A 15,915-nucleotide genomic window follows, 5' to 3' on the forward strand; every position below is an offset into this window, starting at 1 on the left:
CCTGTCGACCGGGAGTCTTATGCTCCCTTAGTTGGAGGCTTTGTGATGTCGCCTGCCGGCCTCCCGGTTCGCAAGACACCGGTCATCAAGACGTCGTTAACGGTCTTTGGTCCCGCGCGCCAGCCTTCATCAAAAATTTTCCCGCAACCAACATCATGCGCGCGTTTCACTCGCCGGGAATATTGTCTTGGATTTCGCCAGCGCCGCTCCCTCCGTCGTCAAATCGATCAAGCAGCGTGATCTGCTCAACACGTGGCTGCGGCTTTACGCGCGCCAACAGATCGCGCCGGCGATCTGGGAGTATCAGCCAACGCGACTTGAGGACGAGCTGTCCGATCTCATCTACTACACGGTGGACAATTCCACGCCGACGCCGCGCCTGACGATCCAGAGCGAAGGCACGCGAATCTCGCGCGCCTACGGCCATACCGGCAAGGGCATTCTGCTGGACGACTATGTCGGGCCGCTGCTCGCGCCCTTGGTGATGCCGATCTATCATGAATGCGTCGCGCGCGGCCTTCCGGTCTACAGCGTGGCCGATGTCGACGACATCTACGGCCGCGTCGTCGCCTATGAACGGCTGCTGCTGCCGTTCCTGACCGACGACAAGGTCAGCCACGTCATCGCCTCGCTCAAGACTTTCTGCGAGGACGGCGGCTTCGAGATCAAGAACCTGCTGCGCGGAAATGACGCGCTGCCGCGGCCGAAACTACGCACCGTGATCGACCGCGACCTGTTTCACCGCGCCCCCGGGCGCATCGCGGCCGCCGAAATTGTCGAATTCGGCGATCAGAGCGGCGGTCCAAGCGTCACCGCCGAGATCATCGAGCTGAACTAGGTCTCTGAACTAGTTCTTGCGCGCCTTGGCACCGATTTCCTTGTCGTAGATATCAGGCTTGAAGCCGACCAGGAGCTTGCCGCCGATTTCGAGCACCGGCCGCTTGATCATCGATGGTTGCGCTAGCATCAGCGCCAGCGCCTTCTTTTCGGTCAGACCTTGCTTGTCGCCATCGGGCAGCTTCTTGAAGGTCGTGCCGGCGCGATTGAGCAGCGTCTCCCAGCCGAGCTTGTCGCTCCATTGCTTGAGCTTGTCCTTCTCGACGCCGGCGGCCTTGTAGTCGTGGAACTTGTAGGCGACGCCATGGGTGTCGAGCCAAGCGCGCGCCTTCTTCATGGTGTCGCAGTTCTTGATGCCGTAGATGATGTTGGGCAAGACGGTCCTCGCGCATGTGTCGTGACGTGCTGTGGCGTTGTACGCAACTCCTGATCGCGCGACAATATTGCGAAGGACGCTTTCGACCTCTTCGGAAATGGATACGCCATGCACGTCACCCACGATCCCGCTGCGGCCGCCTCGCCGACCATCGACTTCAACACCTTCCTTGCGGTCGACATCCGCGTCGGCACCATCGTCGATGCCAAGCCGTTTCCCGAGGCGCGCAAGCCGGCGTGGCGATTGTGGATCGACTTCGGCCCGGTCATCGGTGTGCGCAAGAGTTCGGCGCAGATCACCGAAAACCATCCCCTCGAGACGCTGGTCGGACAGCAGGTCGCGGCCGTCGTCAATTTCCCGCCGCGTCAGATCGGACCCGTCGTCTCCGAGGTCCTCACGCTCGGCTTTCCCGATGCCGAGGGCAAGGTCGTGCTGATGCAGCCGAGCAAGCCGGTGCCGAACGGCGGACGGCTGTTCTAGCTCGCGGACCGATCTCCCACCGCGGACCGCCGCTCCGTTGCGTTCGGACTTGACCTCGACCTCGGCGGGAAACGGCCGCTTCGGCATTGTTGCCGGCCTGTGGGTCGGCACCGCTCTACATGAGCTGCAAGGCGCTGAGCTCATGTTCTCAAGGTCGTTTCGGAATATCCAACCCGCGCTGCACCGCAGGCCGGGCCAGCCCGCGCTCGAGCCAGGCACCGACCGACTTGAACTGGTTGAATTCGACGAGGTCGCCGGCACCGTAGAAGCCGATGAGATTGCGTACCCAGCCGAGCATCGAGATGTCGGCGATGGTGTAGTCGTCATCCATGAACCACTGGCGATCAGCGAGATGCGCATCCATGACACCAAGCAGGCGCTTGGCTTCGCCGACGTAGCGGTCGCGCGGCCGCTTGTCCTCAAAATCCTTGCCGGCGAATTTGTGGAAGAAACCGACCTGGCCGAACATCGGCCCGATGCCACCCATCTGGAAATGTACCCACTGGATGGTCTGGTAGCGCCGCGCGGCATCCTGCGGCAACAGCTTGCCGGTCTTCTCAGCGAGGTATTGCAGGATCGCGCCCGACTCGAACAGCGGCAACGGCTTGCCGCCGGGGCCCTTGGGATCGAGGATCGCCGGGATCTTGCCGTTCGGGTTGAGCGAGAGGAATTCAGCCGTCTTCTGATCATCCTTGCCGAAGTCGACGAGATGGACCTCGTAGGGCAGCCCAATCTCCTCCAGCATGATCGAGACCTTGACGCCGTTCGGCGTCGGCAGCGAATAGAGCTGAAGCAGCTCGGGATGCTTGGCCGGCCAACGCCTGGTAATCGGAAAGGCGGAGAGATTGGACATCGGGACCCCGGCGGCTTGCATGAGATTTGGCCTAATCTAGGCGAGCCGGGACATGGCGCAAGGTCGGGTCGGGGTCACACATATGCCCGCCGCAAATTTCGATCACAACGGCCGCAGCAGATGACTGGTGGCGTAGCCCATATCGCGCTGGGCGCGCTGCTCGATGTAAAGTTGCCCGGTAACGAGCAGCGCTCCGATAAAAACGAGCGCGAGCATCGCGGTCGCGAATTGACCGGCATCATTCATGTTGTGAGCTTCTCTCAATTCGGTTCGCACGGGGAACGCGCGCGGACCATCGTCTGTTCCTGCACCGTTCAAATAAATTGCCTATTTTTCCCGATTTCTGATTGCCCCGCCGATCTTCAGTAGTTGATCTCCATCCGCAACTGCCCTGGATCGAGCTCCTCGCCGCCGATGCGCTGGGTACTGTCGCGCGCGGCAGCCGCGCAGGCGCAGGCGTCGATGAGATCGTGGCGGCCGATTCCGGTGCCGTGGCGCTGCGTCAGCCATGTCGGCAGCTTCGTGAAGCCGCGTTGCGCCAGCAGCGCCATGCGCTGCTGACGACCTTCCGCCGATGTCTTCTTCGCAAGCCGGACCCGTCCTGCAAGATTCCAGAAGATCAATTCAGGATGCGCTTCGCGGATCGTCGCCTGACGGGCCGGCGTCATGATCTCGTCGACCTCCCTGATCTTGTCCCTGATATTCCAGAGTTGCGCCGAGACGCCCCTGCCTTGGCCCTCGTGCTTCCAGTAATGCCTGTTGGCCGCGTCCATGTCGGGAAATGTCCAGAGGTCGCGGCGAGCCCCGAGGAACACGGCGGGGCCGATGAGCTCGCGCGCACGCAAGTCGCACATCCGATAACCACTCGGCTTCAGCCCAATCGGCATGTCGATCATCGCGCGCGCATGCGGCATTGCCAGGAGTCGCGCGAGCCCCGGCGAATAGTCAAAACCGTGATCGCCGCGATTGTCGATCCAGGCGGCGACCCAGCCGAAGCGAAATCCATCGAGGCCGAGATAGTTTGTCACGTCACACGTCCGTCATTTGCAAATTTCACACGCGAGCCGCTTGACACCCGCAAGTTGCAGGCGTATCTCCCGCGCCCTCACGAACACTTCCGTTCGTGACAGACACCATGAACCGAGCGATGTCCCACCGCTACGAAAGAATTACCCGCATGCCGAATAGCGCCAAGCTAATCGATTGCGTGTGCCCGGCTCATGGGAGCGATCTTGCCTGACCGCGAGATCGACAGTCCGCTTCTTACGGACCCTCCCGAGCCTGCCGCTCCGGAGGGTTTTTTGTTGCCCGCCGCGCGGCCCGTTCGAACATCCCGGCGTCAGCCGGAACGAGAGACCCGGATCTCGGGGCTCGCGCAATCGATGCGCGTGCCCAAGCGCGCGGGGCCTGCCGGAGGGAACGAGGCGACGAGCCGGATACCGATGGCAGAGCGAACCCTAAGGGTTCGCAATTGGCGGCGCGTCGACAGCGCCGGGATAGAATTTTCCTGAATTCGGTTTGCCGCGACGATCGCGGCTCAACCGACGCTGGTGGTGAAGATGTCGGATACTTCTCGCCAAGGACAGCGGGTATTCCTCCCGCCTTTGACACACGCACCGGGATGCGGCCTCGAGAAAGGCTTGCGTGCGGCCCGGCGCAGGGTCCCTCCGCAAGGAGAGCTCTGCGTTGTCGTCACTGAAAGCCGATGTCGCCCGTTCCCCAGCGTACCCATCAAGGGCCGATGCCAAGACATCGGCCTGGCGGTGGTGAAGATGTCTGTTACTTCGTCTGTCAAACGACCGCCCCTTGGGGCGGCAACAGCATCGCCCGTTCCCCGCCAACTCCCTCACGATCCGTGGTGAAGATTTCTGTTACTTCGCCTATCACGCGAGAGGTCGCGGGTTCGAATCCCGCCCGGTATATCATGCACCGGTAGCTCAGTGGCCAGAGCGCTTTCCGGCGAGCTTCGGTTCGTCGGGTCACAGCAATCGCCTGTTCCCGGATCGTGTCTTTCTCTCGTCCCCACCGCCGGTGGTGAAGAGCGCTGTTACTTCGGATCGCAAGGTCGAAGGTTCGACTCCTTCCGGACGAAAGTCCGTAGCTCAGCGATAGAGCATGCGACTTGCCCGCAAGGGCAGTGCAGCCTCGCTTGTTCCCCGGCACCCATTTCCAAGCAAAATCAACCCAGAGGAGGCCGTCATGGTCAGGCTCAACAAGATCGTTCGCGCCTTCACGCGTGAGGGCGCGCGCGCCGTCCGCTTCACGCCCGAGATGGAGCTGAAGCGGACGCTGATGAACTGCCTCCTGTGGGAGGACCAGTTCTACGAGGACGGCGTGGCCATTGCCGATCGCATCAAGGCGCTCGTGCCGAAGGTCGCACCTGCCCGCGTGGCGCAGTTCGCGATCGAGGCGCGCGAGGTGATGAAGTTGCGGCACGCGCCGCTGCTGGTCATTCGCGAGATGGCCCGCAGCGAGAAGCACCGTGCTCTCGTAGCCGACACGCTTGCCCAGGTGATCCAGCGGCCCGACGAGATGACGGAGCTCCTCGCGATCTATTGGGCCGATGCGCTTGGGCCGATGCAACAGCGCAAGCGTCAGCCGGTCTCGGCGCAGGTGAAGAAGGGTCTCGCCCGCGCGCTGACCAAGTTCGACGCCTACCAGCTCGCCAAATGGGACCGCGACGGCGCGGTGCGTATCCGGGACGTGCTGTTCCTGGTGCACGCCAAGCCGAAGGATGCCGAGCAGGAAAAGGTGTGGAAACGGCTCGTCGACGGCGAGCTTGCCTCCCCCGATACCTGGGAGGTCTCGCTCTCTTCAGGCAAGAGCAAGCGCGAGACCTTCGAGCGGCTGATCGCCGAGAAGAAGCTCGGCGGCCTGGCACTGCTGCGCAATCTGCGGCTGATGCAGAACGCGGAAGTGCCGCGCGAGACCATCGCAGGCGCGATCGAGGCGATGCGGACGGATCGTATCCTTCCTTATCGCTTCATCACAGCGGCACGCTATGCGCCTGATTTCGAGCCCGAGCTCGAGATGGCGATGCTCAAATCGGTCAAGGACCATGTGCGGCTTCCCGGCCGCACCCGGCTCCTGATCGACGTGTCGGGCTCGATGTTCACGCCGCTCTCTGCGCAGTCGGAAATGACGCGTGCGGAGGCGGCCTGTGGTCTTGCCATCCTGGCACGCGAGATCTGCGACGAGGTCGAGATCTTCACCTTCTCCGACAAGGTGGTGAAGGTCCCTCCCCGCCGCGGCTTCGCGCTGCGGGATGCGATCATCAACTCGCAGGCTCATAGCGGGACCTGGCTCGGCAAGGCGGTGACGGAGATCGACCGCAAGGGCGATCGCCTCATCGTCTTCACCGACGAGCAAAGCCACGACCGGGTGCCCGAGCCGAAGGCGCGTGGCACCATCGTGAACGTGGCCTCCTATCAGCACGGTGTCGGCCACGGCGCCTGGACCCGCGTCAACGGCTTCTCTGAGGCCGTGGTCGCGTGGATCGCGGCGTCGGAGACGACGCTGAACTGATGCGAAACGACAACGGTCCCGGACGTGTAACGCGCCCGGGGCCAGCGAAATATCTGAAATGATCCGACCGCCCCGGCTATGGTGATCGGCCGCACCTGCATTCGTTATGTTACTCTCCTACTCCCATGGCCTTCGAACAGCCGTTGCGCCAACAACGCATGACCGAGCGTGCCGCCAGCGCGCACCGCCGCTGCGATCAACGCGGCTTCGGCCACCTCCTCCCGCGTCGCGCCTGATTTCGCCGCCTGCGCCGTATGCACGTCGAGGCAATAGGCGCATTGTGTGGTGAGCGCGACCGCGAGCGAGATCAGCTCGCGATATTTCGGCGGGATCAATCCATCCTTGCGCTCGACCGCATGGTTGAACGCCAGGAATGCGTTGGCCTCGACCGGCGCCAGCGCGACGAAGGCCGGGATCGATTTCAAATCTTCGGGCGTTTGATAATGAGTCATGCTCACCTCGTCAGATATTCACGCATCAAGGCGCGGGCGCGATGCAGGCGCGCTTTTACGGTTTGCCGCGTCACGTCGAGCGCTTCGGCGATTTCATCGATGGTCATTTCCTTGACGTCGCGCATCAGCGCCACATCGCGGTAGTGCGACGGCAGCGCCTCGAAGGCCGCGGCAACATCGATCCGCAGATCAGCCTCGCGACGCGCGAGCAATACGGCCTCCGCCTCGCTTTCGTCGATCGCCGGCGCAAGGCCTGCCTTGCGCGCGAGCCGCAGGCATTCGCGGCGGACGACGCTGAACAGCCAGGCCGACAAGGCCAACAGCGAGCGGATCGTGCCGACATGGCGAAACAGGATCCACAACGTCTCCTGCGCGGCGTCTTCGGCATCCGCGGAACTGCGGCAGGTCGCGCGCGCATAGCGCCTGATGTCCGGCTGCGCTGTCTGGAGCAGGCGCGCGATCGCCTTGGGATCGCCGAGCCGCGCGGCCTCGAACAGGTCTGGCGATATGGCCGCCGCACTCACGACATGCCCCCTCTTCCGAGCCCGGCCATCGCGCACATCGGGCAATAGCCGACGAGGCCGGTCAACGCGAAGCCGGCGCCACCGAGCGCGACCAGCCATGCCGGCGCACCGGTGAGATAGACTGATGCCGCGACCACCACGGCGAGCCCTGCGGCGACCCGCACCGCCTGGTGCAGGCCGCCGATATTCTTCCTGTAGAATGCCATCACATCCTCCTGACAGCGCCGAGGCGAAATGCCTCGACAATCAAGAGGGCGCGATGGCGCAAAAGGATTCGCGGGCGCTCCAAATTTTTTCGTCGTCAGCCCGCAACGGCCTGGTAGGCGAGGCGCTTGAACTCGAAGAAGAACGGGTTCCAGAAGCCCATGTGGCGCTGGGCCATCAGGACGCCCGAGGTGTTGGCCTGCGGGCAGATCCACCAATGGGTGCCGGCGAGGCCGCCCCACTGGAATTCGCCGATGGAATTTGGCGGATCGAACGGCGTCGGTGCAAAGGTCACGGCGCCGCCGAGCCCAAACCCCTTTCCGGGTATGGGACCGAGATTGGCGAAGCGGATGGTCTGGCCGTCAGGCAACTGGTTCTTCATCATCTGCCGCAGCGTCTCCGGCTTCAGCAGCGCATCCGGCCCCGGCACCAGTGCACGAACCAAGGCGAGCATGTCAGGCAGGGTCGAGACCAGACCGCCGCCGCCCGACAGCCGCGGGAACGGCCGCCGATAGGCCTGCGGATAAGGCAGATTGTCGGCGCGGGTGAGGCCCGGCTTCATCGGATCGAGCACGTCGGCGCCGGTATAGTGCGCAACCAGCCTGCCCTGCTGCGCTTCGGGCACGGAGAACCCGGTATCGGTCATGCCGAGCGGATCGAAGATGCGCGCCTTGAGGAAGGCATCGAGCGGCTGGCCCGACACCACCTCCACCACGCGGCCGAGCACGTCGGTCGCCACCGAATACTCCCAGGACATGCCGGGATGATAGGACAGCGGCAGATCGGCGAGCTTGTCGATCATGTCGGTCAGCGGCGTCAGCGGATTGAGCACCTGCGCATCGTTGTAGCCTTTGAACAGCACCGAGCCGGGATCGAAGATGCCGTAGCTGAGGCCGGAGGTGTGGGTCAGAAGGTGGCGGATCGTGATGGAGCTTTTCGCCGGCTCGACATCGGCAAGGCTCGAGGCGCCCTGCTTCAACACCTTGCGATTGCCGAGTTGCGGCAGGACTTTTTCGATGGGGTCATCGAGGCCGATGCGGCTCTCCTCGACCAGCAACATGATCGCGGAGGTGACGAAGATCTTGGTGTTGGAGAACGCGCGGAAAATATGGTCCGGCCGGAGCGCCGTCTTCGCCTCGCGGTCGGCAAAGCCGACGCATTGCTGATCGACCACTTCGCGTCCGCGCAGCACCGCCCAGGACACGCCAGGGATGATCTCCTGATCGACATAGCGCTGCATCGCCGTCCGCGCGGCGGAAAAATCTGACGTTCTGGTGTCCATAAATGCGCTCCACCCTGAATTGGTTCGCGATGGATATAGCAACGAATCGGCCGCGGGGAAGCCCATTCGCATGAGGCGTGGACGACGCTGGTCACGCCCGCCTTTTTGTTTCGCCGCATGTTCGTACCCGCCCGAGCAACACAACGAAAACGCCAGAAATCCCTGCAGCAAGACCTCGTTAAGCGCGCGACCTTTAGCCTCATGGCCAAGTTCAGCGTATTTTCATGCTCACCAGGAGTGACCGGCAATGACCTCGATCTCTGCAACGACCGCCAATTCCTACTCTCCCCTTGACCGCCTCAAGAGCGAGCTCACCAAGGAAGTCTCGGCAGGGACCATCTCGTCGAGCGATGAATCCGCGCTATCGTCGGCGCTCGACGACATCGATTCGGCGATGAAGAGCGGCGCATCCAGCGCAAGCTCCTCGACGCCGCCCTCGGCTGACGAGATGCAGTCCAAGATCGACGATATCATCCAGAACGAGGTCTCGAACGGCAAGCTGACCAGCGATCAGGCAAGCGAGCTGAAGAACGTGTTTGCCAACACTTTCTCCGGCAGCGCCAATGGCACCGGCGGTCCGCCCCCGCCGTCGGACGGCAGCAGCGGTTCGTCGGGTACGACCAGCACGGACTCGACTTCGTCGTCCGATTCCTCGGCGAGCTCGTCGTCGGCCAGCACTGCGGAGCTGATGAAGGAGCTGATCTCGCTGCTTCAGAACGCGACCAGTCAGTCGACCTCCTACAGCTCCAGCGGCAACTCGGCGTCGTCCAACGCATCCAGTGCGCTGCTCGTCGACTACAAGACCTGAGACCGACAGCCCGGCGCACCCCGCCGGCTGTCACTCCTGCTTCATCAACACCGTGACGTGCAGGCGACGACGGATGCGCATGCCCTGGCGCTGGTAGAGCGCAATGGCGGATGTGTTGTGCGAAAACACGTGCAGAAACGAAATTTCGCCGCGCGCCTCGATGTTGCGCGCGACGGCTGCGAGCAACGCTTGCGCGTAGCCGCGTCCGCGATAGTCAGGATGGACGCAGACCGCCGTCATCTCGACGAACTTGCCCGGCTTCATCCGCTCGCCCGTCATCGCGACCAGCTCACCGCCGGCGCGGATACCGAGGAACGTGCCGAGCTCATGCGTCCGCGCAGCGAACGGCCCGGGCTTGGTCAGCGTCGTCAGCGCCATCATCGCTGATACGTCGGCCTTGCCGAGCGTGACGATCTCGGCATCGCGCAACGGGCTGTCCGCGGGGGAGCCGATCATCTGCTCGCCGGTCTCCGACAGCACGACCTTGAAGCCGGCGGGGACGTCCACCGGTTCCGGCGTGAACAGCGCCGCGACCTGCGAGGGCCCCAGCAAATCACCGAGCGCCGCAAAGCTTGCCGCGGACATGTCGACCATGTCGGCAAACGGCGTCATGTCCGCGGGATAGCGCAGTGCCCGCGGGCCGCCTTCGGCCAGATGCTTGTGGCTCGTCGTCAGCGCGCTCCAGATCGGGCGATCCAGCAGCCGCTCATCGCTGTCCGACACCGGCTCAATCCTTGTCGAAGCTGACAATGACGGCCGCGTTGGCGATGAGGATGGGGTCGTTGGCTACTTCCGTGGCCGAGGGAATCTCCAGCCCGCCCTTGACCGCGGTGACGGTCACGGTGCCGTAAGGCAGCTCCCTGGCAACCGCCTCCTTGTCGACGGCCTCCGGGTTGGGCACGCCGATGGTGACATCGACAAACATGTCGTTCGCGGTCTTGTCGATCATCCTGAAGAAGCCGAGGCTCGAATGCCTGATCGCATCCGACACCGCGCGCTTCGCCGCCTTGGTGGCGTCCCGGCCATGAACGTCGACGCCCATGCCCATCTCGGTCACACAACGAACGCGAGTCATTTCATATTCCCGTGGTTGATTGGATGCTGAATGTCGGCGATCGCGGCTCGCGAAACAAGTGCGATCACGCCTTCGCCTTCTCATGCGCGCGCAGCTCGTCGACCAGCACCCGCACGTTCTCCGAATAGTCGATCGGGATCGAGACCAGATGCACCCCGCCCTCCCTGAAGGCGGCGTCCAGTGTCGGGCCGAAGCTGTCGATGTTCTCGATGCGGTGCCCCTTGGCGCCGTAAGCCTTGGCATAGAGCGCGAAGTCGGGATTGCCGAAGGTCATGCCGTAATCGGCGAACTGATCGACCGCCTGCTTCCAGCGGATCATGCCATAGGCATGATCCTCCAGCACCAGTACGACGAGATTGAGCTTGAGGCGAACGGCAGTCTCCATCTCCTGGCTGTTCATCATGAAGCCGCCGTCGCCGGCGACCGCGAGCACGCGGCGATCGGGATAGAGCATCGCGGCCATCATCGCCGATGGCAGGCCGGCGCCCATCGTCGCCAGCGCATTGTCGAGCAGCAGCGTATTGGCGACGCGGGTGCGGTAGTTGCGTGCGAACCAGATCTTGTACATGCCGTTGTCGAGCGCGACGATGCCGTTCTCGGGGATGACCTGGCGGATGTCGTGCACGATGCGCTGCGGTGTCGGCGGCCAACGCGTCTCCGTGGCGCGGTCGGCGATGTGGCTGAGTATTCCTTCCCGCAAGGGCAACAGCGCCGCCGCCTGCGGCAGCTTGCCTTCGAGCCGATCGGCCAGGAGCTCCAGGCTCGGGCCGACGTCGCCGACGACCTCGGCGTCCGGAAAATAAACCAGCTCGACGCTCGCCGAGGTGTAGCTGACGTGAATTACCTTCGGCCCCGACGGCCCCATGATGAAGGGCGGCTTCTCGATCGGGTCGTGTCCGATCGCGACGATCAGGTCGGCAGCGTCGATGGCATCGTGGACGTAGTCGCGCTCGGACAGCGCCGCGGTGCCCATATAGAGATTGGTGCCGCCGGGCACGGTGCCCTTGCCCATTTGCGTCGTGAAGAACGGGATGCCGGTGCGCCGCACGAAGCTCGCGATGCCGTGGGTCGAGCGCGGCCGGCTGGTTGCCGCGCCCATCATCACCAGCGGACGCTTTGCCGCCGAAATCATCTCGGCGGCACGATCGAGCGCGGCGCGGTGAGCAACGGGGATTTCGATCGGATGAATGGGGATCACGGGGACGACAGACACCTCGTCGCCCGCAATGTCCTCGGGCAGTTCCAGATGCACCGGACCGGGTCGCTCCTCCGTCGCCACGCGGAATGCATCGCGCACCACGGTCGGAATCGAGGAGGCGCTGACGATCTGCCGCGACAGCTTCGTCAGCGGCTTCATGGTCGCGACTACGTCCACGATCTGGAAGCGCGCCTGCCGGCTGCTCATGATCGGTTTCTGCCCGGTGATGAGGATCATCGGCATCGCGCCGAGATGCGCATAGGCCGCACCGGTGGAGAGATTGAGCGCGCCGGGGCCAAGGGTGGAAAGGCAGACGCCAGGCTTGCCGGTCAAGCGGCCATGGGTCGCCGCCATGAACGCGGCAGCCTGCTCGTGGCGGGTCAGCACCAGCTGGATCTTGGAGGTACGCAGCGATTCGACGAGATCGAGATTCTCTTCGCCCGGCACGCCAAAGATGCGGTCGACGCCCTCGTTCTCGAGCGCCGCGACGAACAGGTCCGATCCCTTGACTTTCCGTTCCTGCGCACTCATGTCGCCTCCCGCTTGCTGCTGGTTCCCGGTGCTTCGGGAGCGTGGGCATGGTAGCCACCTGAGCGGGATGCACAACTCACAAAGAGGCGCACCGCTACACCCTCGACGTCATTGCGAGCGCAGCGAAGCGATCCAGACTGTTTCCGCGGAAACATTCTGGATTGCTTCGCTGCGCTCGCAATGACGGAGTATGCAGTGGCAGCGTCGCTGCATTCGTTCGCATCTCTATCGCAGACACGTCTTAGCATCCTCGCGGCTTGTTCGCCCGAGTCTTGCTTCAACGTCTCACCCTCATCTTCCTTGGGCCGGTCGCGCAATCCATACGATATTTCCGAATTTCGGCAACGCGGAATATTTTGGCGGCTGGTCTGGACCAACGAATGGCGTGTTTCGCCGACGGGCCACGCAAGGATCGTGGCCCGCCGTTCCGATATCATTTGCCGAGGATTTCCGCAGCGGCGCGATCCAGAATCGCGGCGATGCGACGCGCCTCGGCGGAGTCGCTGCCGTGCTTGCTGCGCAGCGCGCGCTTGAGATTGTGGCGGGCGCGGTGCAGGTCGTCGGAGGCATCGGCATCGAGATCGCTGACGCCGGCGAAAGCCTCGCGGACCTCGTCCATGCGGCGGCCGATCCGAGACAGCGCCTGTAGAATTGCGTCTGCGGTGCCGCGCTGCTCGGCAAGGTAAGCTTCGCCTTGCGGCGTGATGCTGTAGAGCTTGCGGCCGCCATCCTGCGCGACGCTCGCATGGCCGACCTCTTCGAGATAGGTCAGCGCCGGATAGATCACGCCAGGGCTCGGCGTATAGAATCCTTCCGAACGCTCCTCGATGATCTTGATCAGCTCGTAGCCATGCGCGGGCTTGTCGGCGAGCAGCGCCAGGATCACGAGCTGGAGGTCCTGCGAGGACAGCCGCCGCGCGCCGGGAAACTCGTCGCCGCCGCGCCCGAAGAAGCCGTGGCCGCCGCGGCCGAAGCGATGCCGGCCGCCGTGCCGGCCCGTGGCGAAATGAGCGAAATGCCCGAAATGGAAGTCCCTGTGGTCTCGGTGTTTGCCGAACATCTCGTACGTCTCCTTCTCAAAATATATCTTACGATATAATTTCCGATAATGCCGACGCAAATCACGGATCCGTGATCCATCGCGGCTGGGGAGCGGCGAGCGGCGCGCTACTCGGCGGCCTCGCTATGGGAGACGCCCGGCTCGACCTCGAGCTGGAGGATGTCGTTGAACCGGTTGAAGGCGCCGCACAACGCAATGCGCCAGGTCAGCTCGACGATCTGGGCTTCGGAGAAATGGGCGCGCAGGCGTGTGAAGATCTCGTCGCGTGTCCTGTTCCAGTTGTTGGTGACAGCGATCGAGTATTCGACGACGAGCTTGTCGAGCTCATCGAGTTCGGGATGATCCTTGTAATCGAGAAGCTGCGCGGCCCCCTCCTCGGACACGCCCTGCACCGCGAGTTTTGGGGCGTGGTGGGAAACGCAGTAGTCGCATTTGTTGAGCAGCGAGACGGTGACCAGCGCCAGCTCCAGATGGCGCTTCGAGATCATGCCGTCGCTGGCGAGATCGACCAGCAGCGACCACATGTGCTTGAAGATCGGCGCGCGATGCGCCATCACACCGGCCTGGTTCTCGAACGCACCATAGGTCGTCATCTTGACCCACAGCGGGCGCAGTGCTTCCGGAAGATCGTCCCTGGTCTTGATCGACACGCGCGACATGGCATTCCATCCTCGGTTGGAGCGTCCATGCTGCCACAAAGGCGCGCCGATGTCCGCTGTCGCAATCGCATGACTCCCGGGACCTTCGAGACACGCTGCCTGGGCCTGCCCGCCGCCACCAAGGTGGTGCAGTGGGAGGGCACCTCCGTGTTCAAGGTCGGCGGCAAGATGTTCGCGCTGAGCGGCGGATTCACGTCGAGCTACATGTTCAAGACCGCCGACATGGCCTATGCGATGCTGATCGAGCACGGCCTCGCGCGGCCGGCGCCTTATCTGGCGCGGGCCAAATGGGTGCAGCTCGTGAACAACAACGCGCTGCCGGATGCGGAGCTTGCGGCCTATCTCGTCCAAGCCCATGCCTTGATCGTGGCAAAGCTGACGCGCAAGGTCCGCAAGGAGCTCGGGCTTGCCGAGGGCGCGCCGCGATAGCGATCACCGCGTGCAGCCGGCCACCCCTTCGCGGTGACATTGAGCTTTCATCCTCGCTCGATATACTGTGTCTTCCGGATTCGGCTTAGGGCATCGGCGTGGCGATTGATCTGAAAGCGGTTGAGCAACTCGCTACCGATCAATCCTCGCTCAAGGCGGCCGCCGGTCTCGCCAAGCCGGCGAAATGGTCCGGCGTCGGCGGCAGTCCGGACGGCGCGCTGATCTGGGGCGAATGCGCGGGCTCCGGCGCCAATCCGTACCGGGTGATGGCTGACCTCCGCGACCTCGGCAACAAGTGCACCTGCCCGTCGCGCAAATTCCCGTGCAAGCACGTGCTCGGCCTGTTGTGGCTGAACGCAGAGGCGATCGTGCCGTTCGCGCCCGCCGACACGCCGGACTGGGTCAGCGACTGGCTGGGGCGCAGGCGCGGCACTTCAGCCGCAAAGCCGGCAAACACCGTCACCCCGGCCGGTGAGAAGGATCTGCGCACCGCACGCACCCTCGAGCCCGAAGCCACCCAGGATCCGAAGGACGTCGCGCGCCGCGAAGCGCAGGCGGCGAAACGAAACGAAGAGACCGAGCGCGCCATCCTTGATGCACTGGATGCGCTCGAGCAATGGATCGGCGACCAGCTCCGCCTGGGATTGTCAGGCTTCATCGACGATGCGACGGCGCGATGCCGGCGCATTGCGGCGCGACTGGTCGATGGCAAGGCCGCGGTGCTGGCCGGCCGGATCGATGAGCTGCCATCCCGCCTGCTCGCGCTCGCCGCCGGCGACCGTCCGCGCGGCGCGGTCGTCGAACTCGGCAAGCTCGTGCTGCTTGCGCGCGCTTTTCGCGCTACGCCGCGTGGCGCCGAGATCAGGCGCGCCGTCGTGGCCGCGGAGACCCGCGAGACGGTGCTGGCCAATTCACAAGCGCCGCGCGTGAGCGGGCACTGGGAGGTGCTCGCCGAGCGGGTTGAGACGCGCCGCGATGGTCTGGTCTCGCAAACCACTTGGCTGCTCAATCTCGCCGCGAGCGGCCCGCGCTTCGCCATGCTGCTCGACTTCTTTCCGGCGAGCGCCGGACGGCGCGGCTCGGTGTTCACGCCCGGCGAACGCTTCCACGGCGAACTGGTCTTCTATCCGTCGCAGCAGCCGCTCCGCGCCCTGCTGGTCCGGCGCGAGGCCGCGGACGACACGCTGACGCCCGAATGGCCTGCACCCGATGCGACGCTCAACGACGCGTTGACACGTCCTCTGCTCACAGAACCGTGGATGATCGAGATTCCCCTGCTGCTCCCGCAAGGGCGGATCGCGCGCGACGATTCCGGAGGCGCCTGGTGGCGAGCTGCCGACGGCACGACGACGCTGCCCGTTGCAGGCAACGCCGATGGATTACTGGCCGGCACCGAGCTGACGCGCACGGCCGCGATCTGGTCAGGCAGCCGGCTCACGATCCTCGCTGCACAATCCTCCTGGGGACGGATCGGCGGCCATGACTGAAGCCGTAAAGGCCGCAGAGATCTTCGGATCCATCGGCGCGGTCGTGACGCGATGGACCGTGGGCTCGAGCGCGGCCTCCGCCGCCTCGTTTTGGCGCACCGAGCTTGGCGACGATCCCGTCGAGGCCGAATTGCG

The 15,915-nt window shown here is 64.0% G+C and carries 19 protein-coding genes and 1 tRNA gene; 7 read left to right on the forward strand and 13 right to left on the reverse strand.

Translation table 11 applies throughout. From position 1 onward, the window contains the following. The first annotated feature begins 187 nt into the window (after window positions 1-187). Entirely contained in the window at window positions 188-838 is a 651-nt protein-coding gene (locus tag G8O24_RS22705) for a hypothetical protein (protein WP_188103192.1), read from the forward strand. A 9-nt stretch (window positions 839-847) separates the two neighbouring features. On the opposite strand, the gene G8O24_RS22710 is transcribed toward G8O24_RS22705, so the two are convergent. Further along, on the reverse strand, window positions 848-1,213 hold the full coding sequence (locus G8O24_RS22710; RefSeq protein ID WP_188103194.1) for an ArsC family reductase: 366 nt from the start codon (window positions 1,211-1,213) through the stop codon (window positions 848-850). Window positions 1,214-1,321: 108 nt separating this feature from the next. On the opposite strand from G8O24_RS22710, the gene G8O24_RS22715 reads away from it, so the two are divergent. After that, on the forward strand, window positions 1,322-1,693 hold the full coding sequence (locus G8O24_RS22715; protein WP_188103196.1) for a tRNA-binding protein: 372 nt from the start codon (window positions 1,322-1,324) through the stop codon (window positions 1,691-1,693). Between the two features lie 148 nt (window positions 1,694-1,841). Here G8O24_RS22715 and G8O24_RS22720 read toward each other — a convergent pair whose 3' ends face one another. From G8O24_RS22720 to G8O24_RS22730, 3 genes are all read right to left on the reverse strand, one after another. Continuing rightward, window positions 1,842-2,546, reverse strand: a complete 705-nt coding sequence (locus G8O24_RS22720; RefSeq protein ID WP_188103197.1) for a glutathione S-transferase N-terminal domain-containing protein — start codon at window positions 2,544-2,546, stop codon at window positions 1,842-1,844. Window positions 2,547-2,648: 102 nt separating this feature from the next. Beyond that, the gene (locus tag G8O24_RS22725; protein WP_188103199.1) at window positions 2,649-2,792 is read right to left on the reverse strand and encodes a hypothetical protein; all 144 of its coding nucleotides are present in this window, start codon (window positions 2,790-2,792) and stop codon (window positions 2,649-2,651) included. A 116-nt stretch (window positions 2,793-2,908) separates the two neighbouring features. After that, on the reverse strand, window positions 2,909-3,574 hold the full coding sequence (locus G8O24_RS22730) for a DUF429 domain-containing protein (protein ID WP_188103202.1): 666 nt from the start codon (window positions 3,572-3,574) through the stop codon (window positions 2,909-2,911). A gap of 901 nt (window positions 3,575-4,475) precedes the next feature. Here G8O24_RS22730 and G8O24_RS22735 point away from each other — a divergent pair. Both G8O24_RS22735 and G8O24_RS22740 read left to right on the forward strand, forming a co-directional pair. Further along, a tRNA-Arg gene (locus G8O24_RS22735) sits at window positions 4,476-4,638 on the forward strand. A gap of 107 nt (window positions 4,639-4,745) precedes the next feature. After that, window positions 4,746-6,071 (forward strand): TROVE domain-containing protein, encoded by a 1,326-nt coding sequence (locus G8O24_RS22740; protein ID WP_188103204.1) that lies wholly within the window; start codon window positions 4,746-4,748, stop codon window positions 6,069-6,071. Between the two features lie 104 nt (window positions 6,072-6,175). Here G8O24_RS22740 and G8O24_RS22745 read toward each other — a convergent pair whose 3' ends face one another. The 4 genes from G8O24_RS22745 to G8O24_RS22760 all read right to left on the reverse strand — a co-directional run bounded on the left by G8O24_RS22745 (window position 6,176) and on the right by G8O24_RS22760 (window position 8,533). Further along, window positions 6,176-6,523, reverse strand: coding sequence for a carboxymuconolactone decarboxylase family protein (locus G8O24_RS22745; protein ID WP_188103205.1), 348 nt, complete (start codon window positions 6,521-6,523; stop codon window positions 6,176-6,178). 2 nt (window positions 6,524-6,525) lie between these two features. Beyond that, on the reverse strand, window positions 6,526-7,047 hold the full coding sequence (locus G8O24_RS22750) for an RNA polymerase sigma factor (protein WP_188103207.1): 522 nt from the start codon (window positions 7,045-7,047) through the stop codon (window positions 6,526-6,528). Next, window positions 7,044-7,253: a YgaP family membrane protein gene (locus G8O24_RS22755; protein WP_188103209.1), complete on the reverse strand. Its 210-nt coding sequence runs from the start codon at window positions 7,251-7,253 to the stop codon at window positions 7,044-7,046. Before G8O24_RS22755 ends, G8O24_RS22750 begins: the two co-directional genes overlap by 4 nt. A gap of 95 nt (window positions 7,254-7,348) precedes the next feature. Further along, window positions 7,349-8,533, reverse strand: coding sequence for a serine hydrolase domain-containing protein (locus tag G8O24_RS22760; RefSeq protein WP_188103211.1), 1,185 nt, complete (start codon window positions 8,531-8,533; stop codon window positions 7,349-7,351). A 247-nt stretch (window positions 8,534-8,780) separates the two neighbouring features. Between G8O24_RS22760 and G8O24_RS22765 the strand changes: the two genes are divergently transcribed. Next, on the forward strand, window positions 8,781-9,341 hold the full coding sequence (locus G8O24_RS22765) for a hypothetical protein (RefSeq protein ID WP_188103212.1): 561 nt from the start codon (window positions 8,781-8,783) through the stop codon (window positions 9,339-9,341). Between the two features lie 30 nt (window positions 9,342-9,371). On the opposite strand, the gene G8O24_RS22770 is transcribed toward G8O24_RS22765, so the two are convergent. The 5 genes from G8O24_RS22770 to G8O24_RS22790 form a co-directional block, all read right to left on the reverse strand. Next, window positions 9,372-10,064 (reverse strand): GNAT family N-acetyltransferase, encoded by a 693-nt coding sequence (locus G8O24_RS22770; protein ID WP_188103214.1) that lies wholly within the window; start codon window positions 10,062-10,064, stop codon window positions 9,372-9,374. A 4-nt stretch (window positions 10,065-10,068) separates the two neighbouring features. Then, a complete protein-coding gene (locus G8O24_RS22775) occupies window positions 10,069-10,416 on the reverse strand; it encodes a Lin0512 family protein (protein WP_188103216.1) in 348 nt (115 codons plus the stop codon). 64 nt (window positions 10,417-10,480) lie between these two features. After that, the gene (locus G8O24_RS22780; RefSeq protein ID WP_188103217.1) at window positions 10,481-12,145 is read right to left on the reverse strand and encodes an acetolactate synthase large subunit; all 1,665 of its coding nucleotides are present in this window, start codon (window positions 12,143-12,145) and stop codon (window positions 10,481-10,483) included. Window positions 12,146-12,578: 433 nt separating this feature from the next. Beyond that, entirely contained in the window at window positions 12,579-13,205 is a 627-nt protein-coding gene (locus tag G8O24_RS22785; protein WP_188103219.1) for a PadR family transcriptional regulator, read from the reverse strand. A gap of 107 nt (window positions 13,206-13,312) precedes the next feature. Then, window positions 13,313-13,864 carry a carboxymuconolactone decarboxylase family protein gene (locus tag G8O24_RS22790; RefSeq protein WP_188103220.1) on the reverse strand — a complete coding sequence of 184 codons (552 nt, stop codon included), beginning with the start codon at window positions 13,862-13,864 and terminating at the stop codon, window positions 13,313-13,315. 69 nt (window positions 13,865-13,933) lie between these two features. Between G8O24_RS22790 and G8O24_RS22795 the strand changes: the two genes are divergently transcribed. Both G8O24_RS22795 and G8O24_RS22800 read left to right on the forward strand, forming a co-directional pair. Next, window positions 13,934-14,293, forward strand: a complete 360-nt coding sequence (locus G8O24_RS22795; RefSeq protein ID WP_188103299.1) for an MmcQ/YjbR family DNA-binding protein — start codon at window positions 13,934-13,936, stop codon at window positions 14,291-14,293. A gap of 98 nt (window positions 14,294-14,391) precedes the next feature. Then, on the forward strand, window positions 14,392-15,780 hold the full coding sequence (locus tag G8O24_RS22800) for an SWIM zinc finger family protein (protein WP_188103221.1): 1,389 nt from the start codon (window positions 14,392-14,394) through the stop codon (window positions 15,778-15,780). The last annotated feature ends 135 nt before the right edge of the window (window positions 15,781-15,915 follow it).

It is taken from the genome of Bradyrhizobium campsiandrae (assembly GCF_014529705.1).
In the GTDB taxonomy this organism is placed as follows: domain Bacteria; phylum Pseudomonadota; class Alphaproteobacteria; order Rhizobiales; family Xanthobacteraceae; genus Bradyrhizobium; species Bradyrhizobium campsiandrae.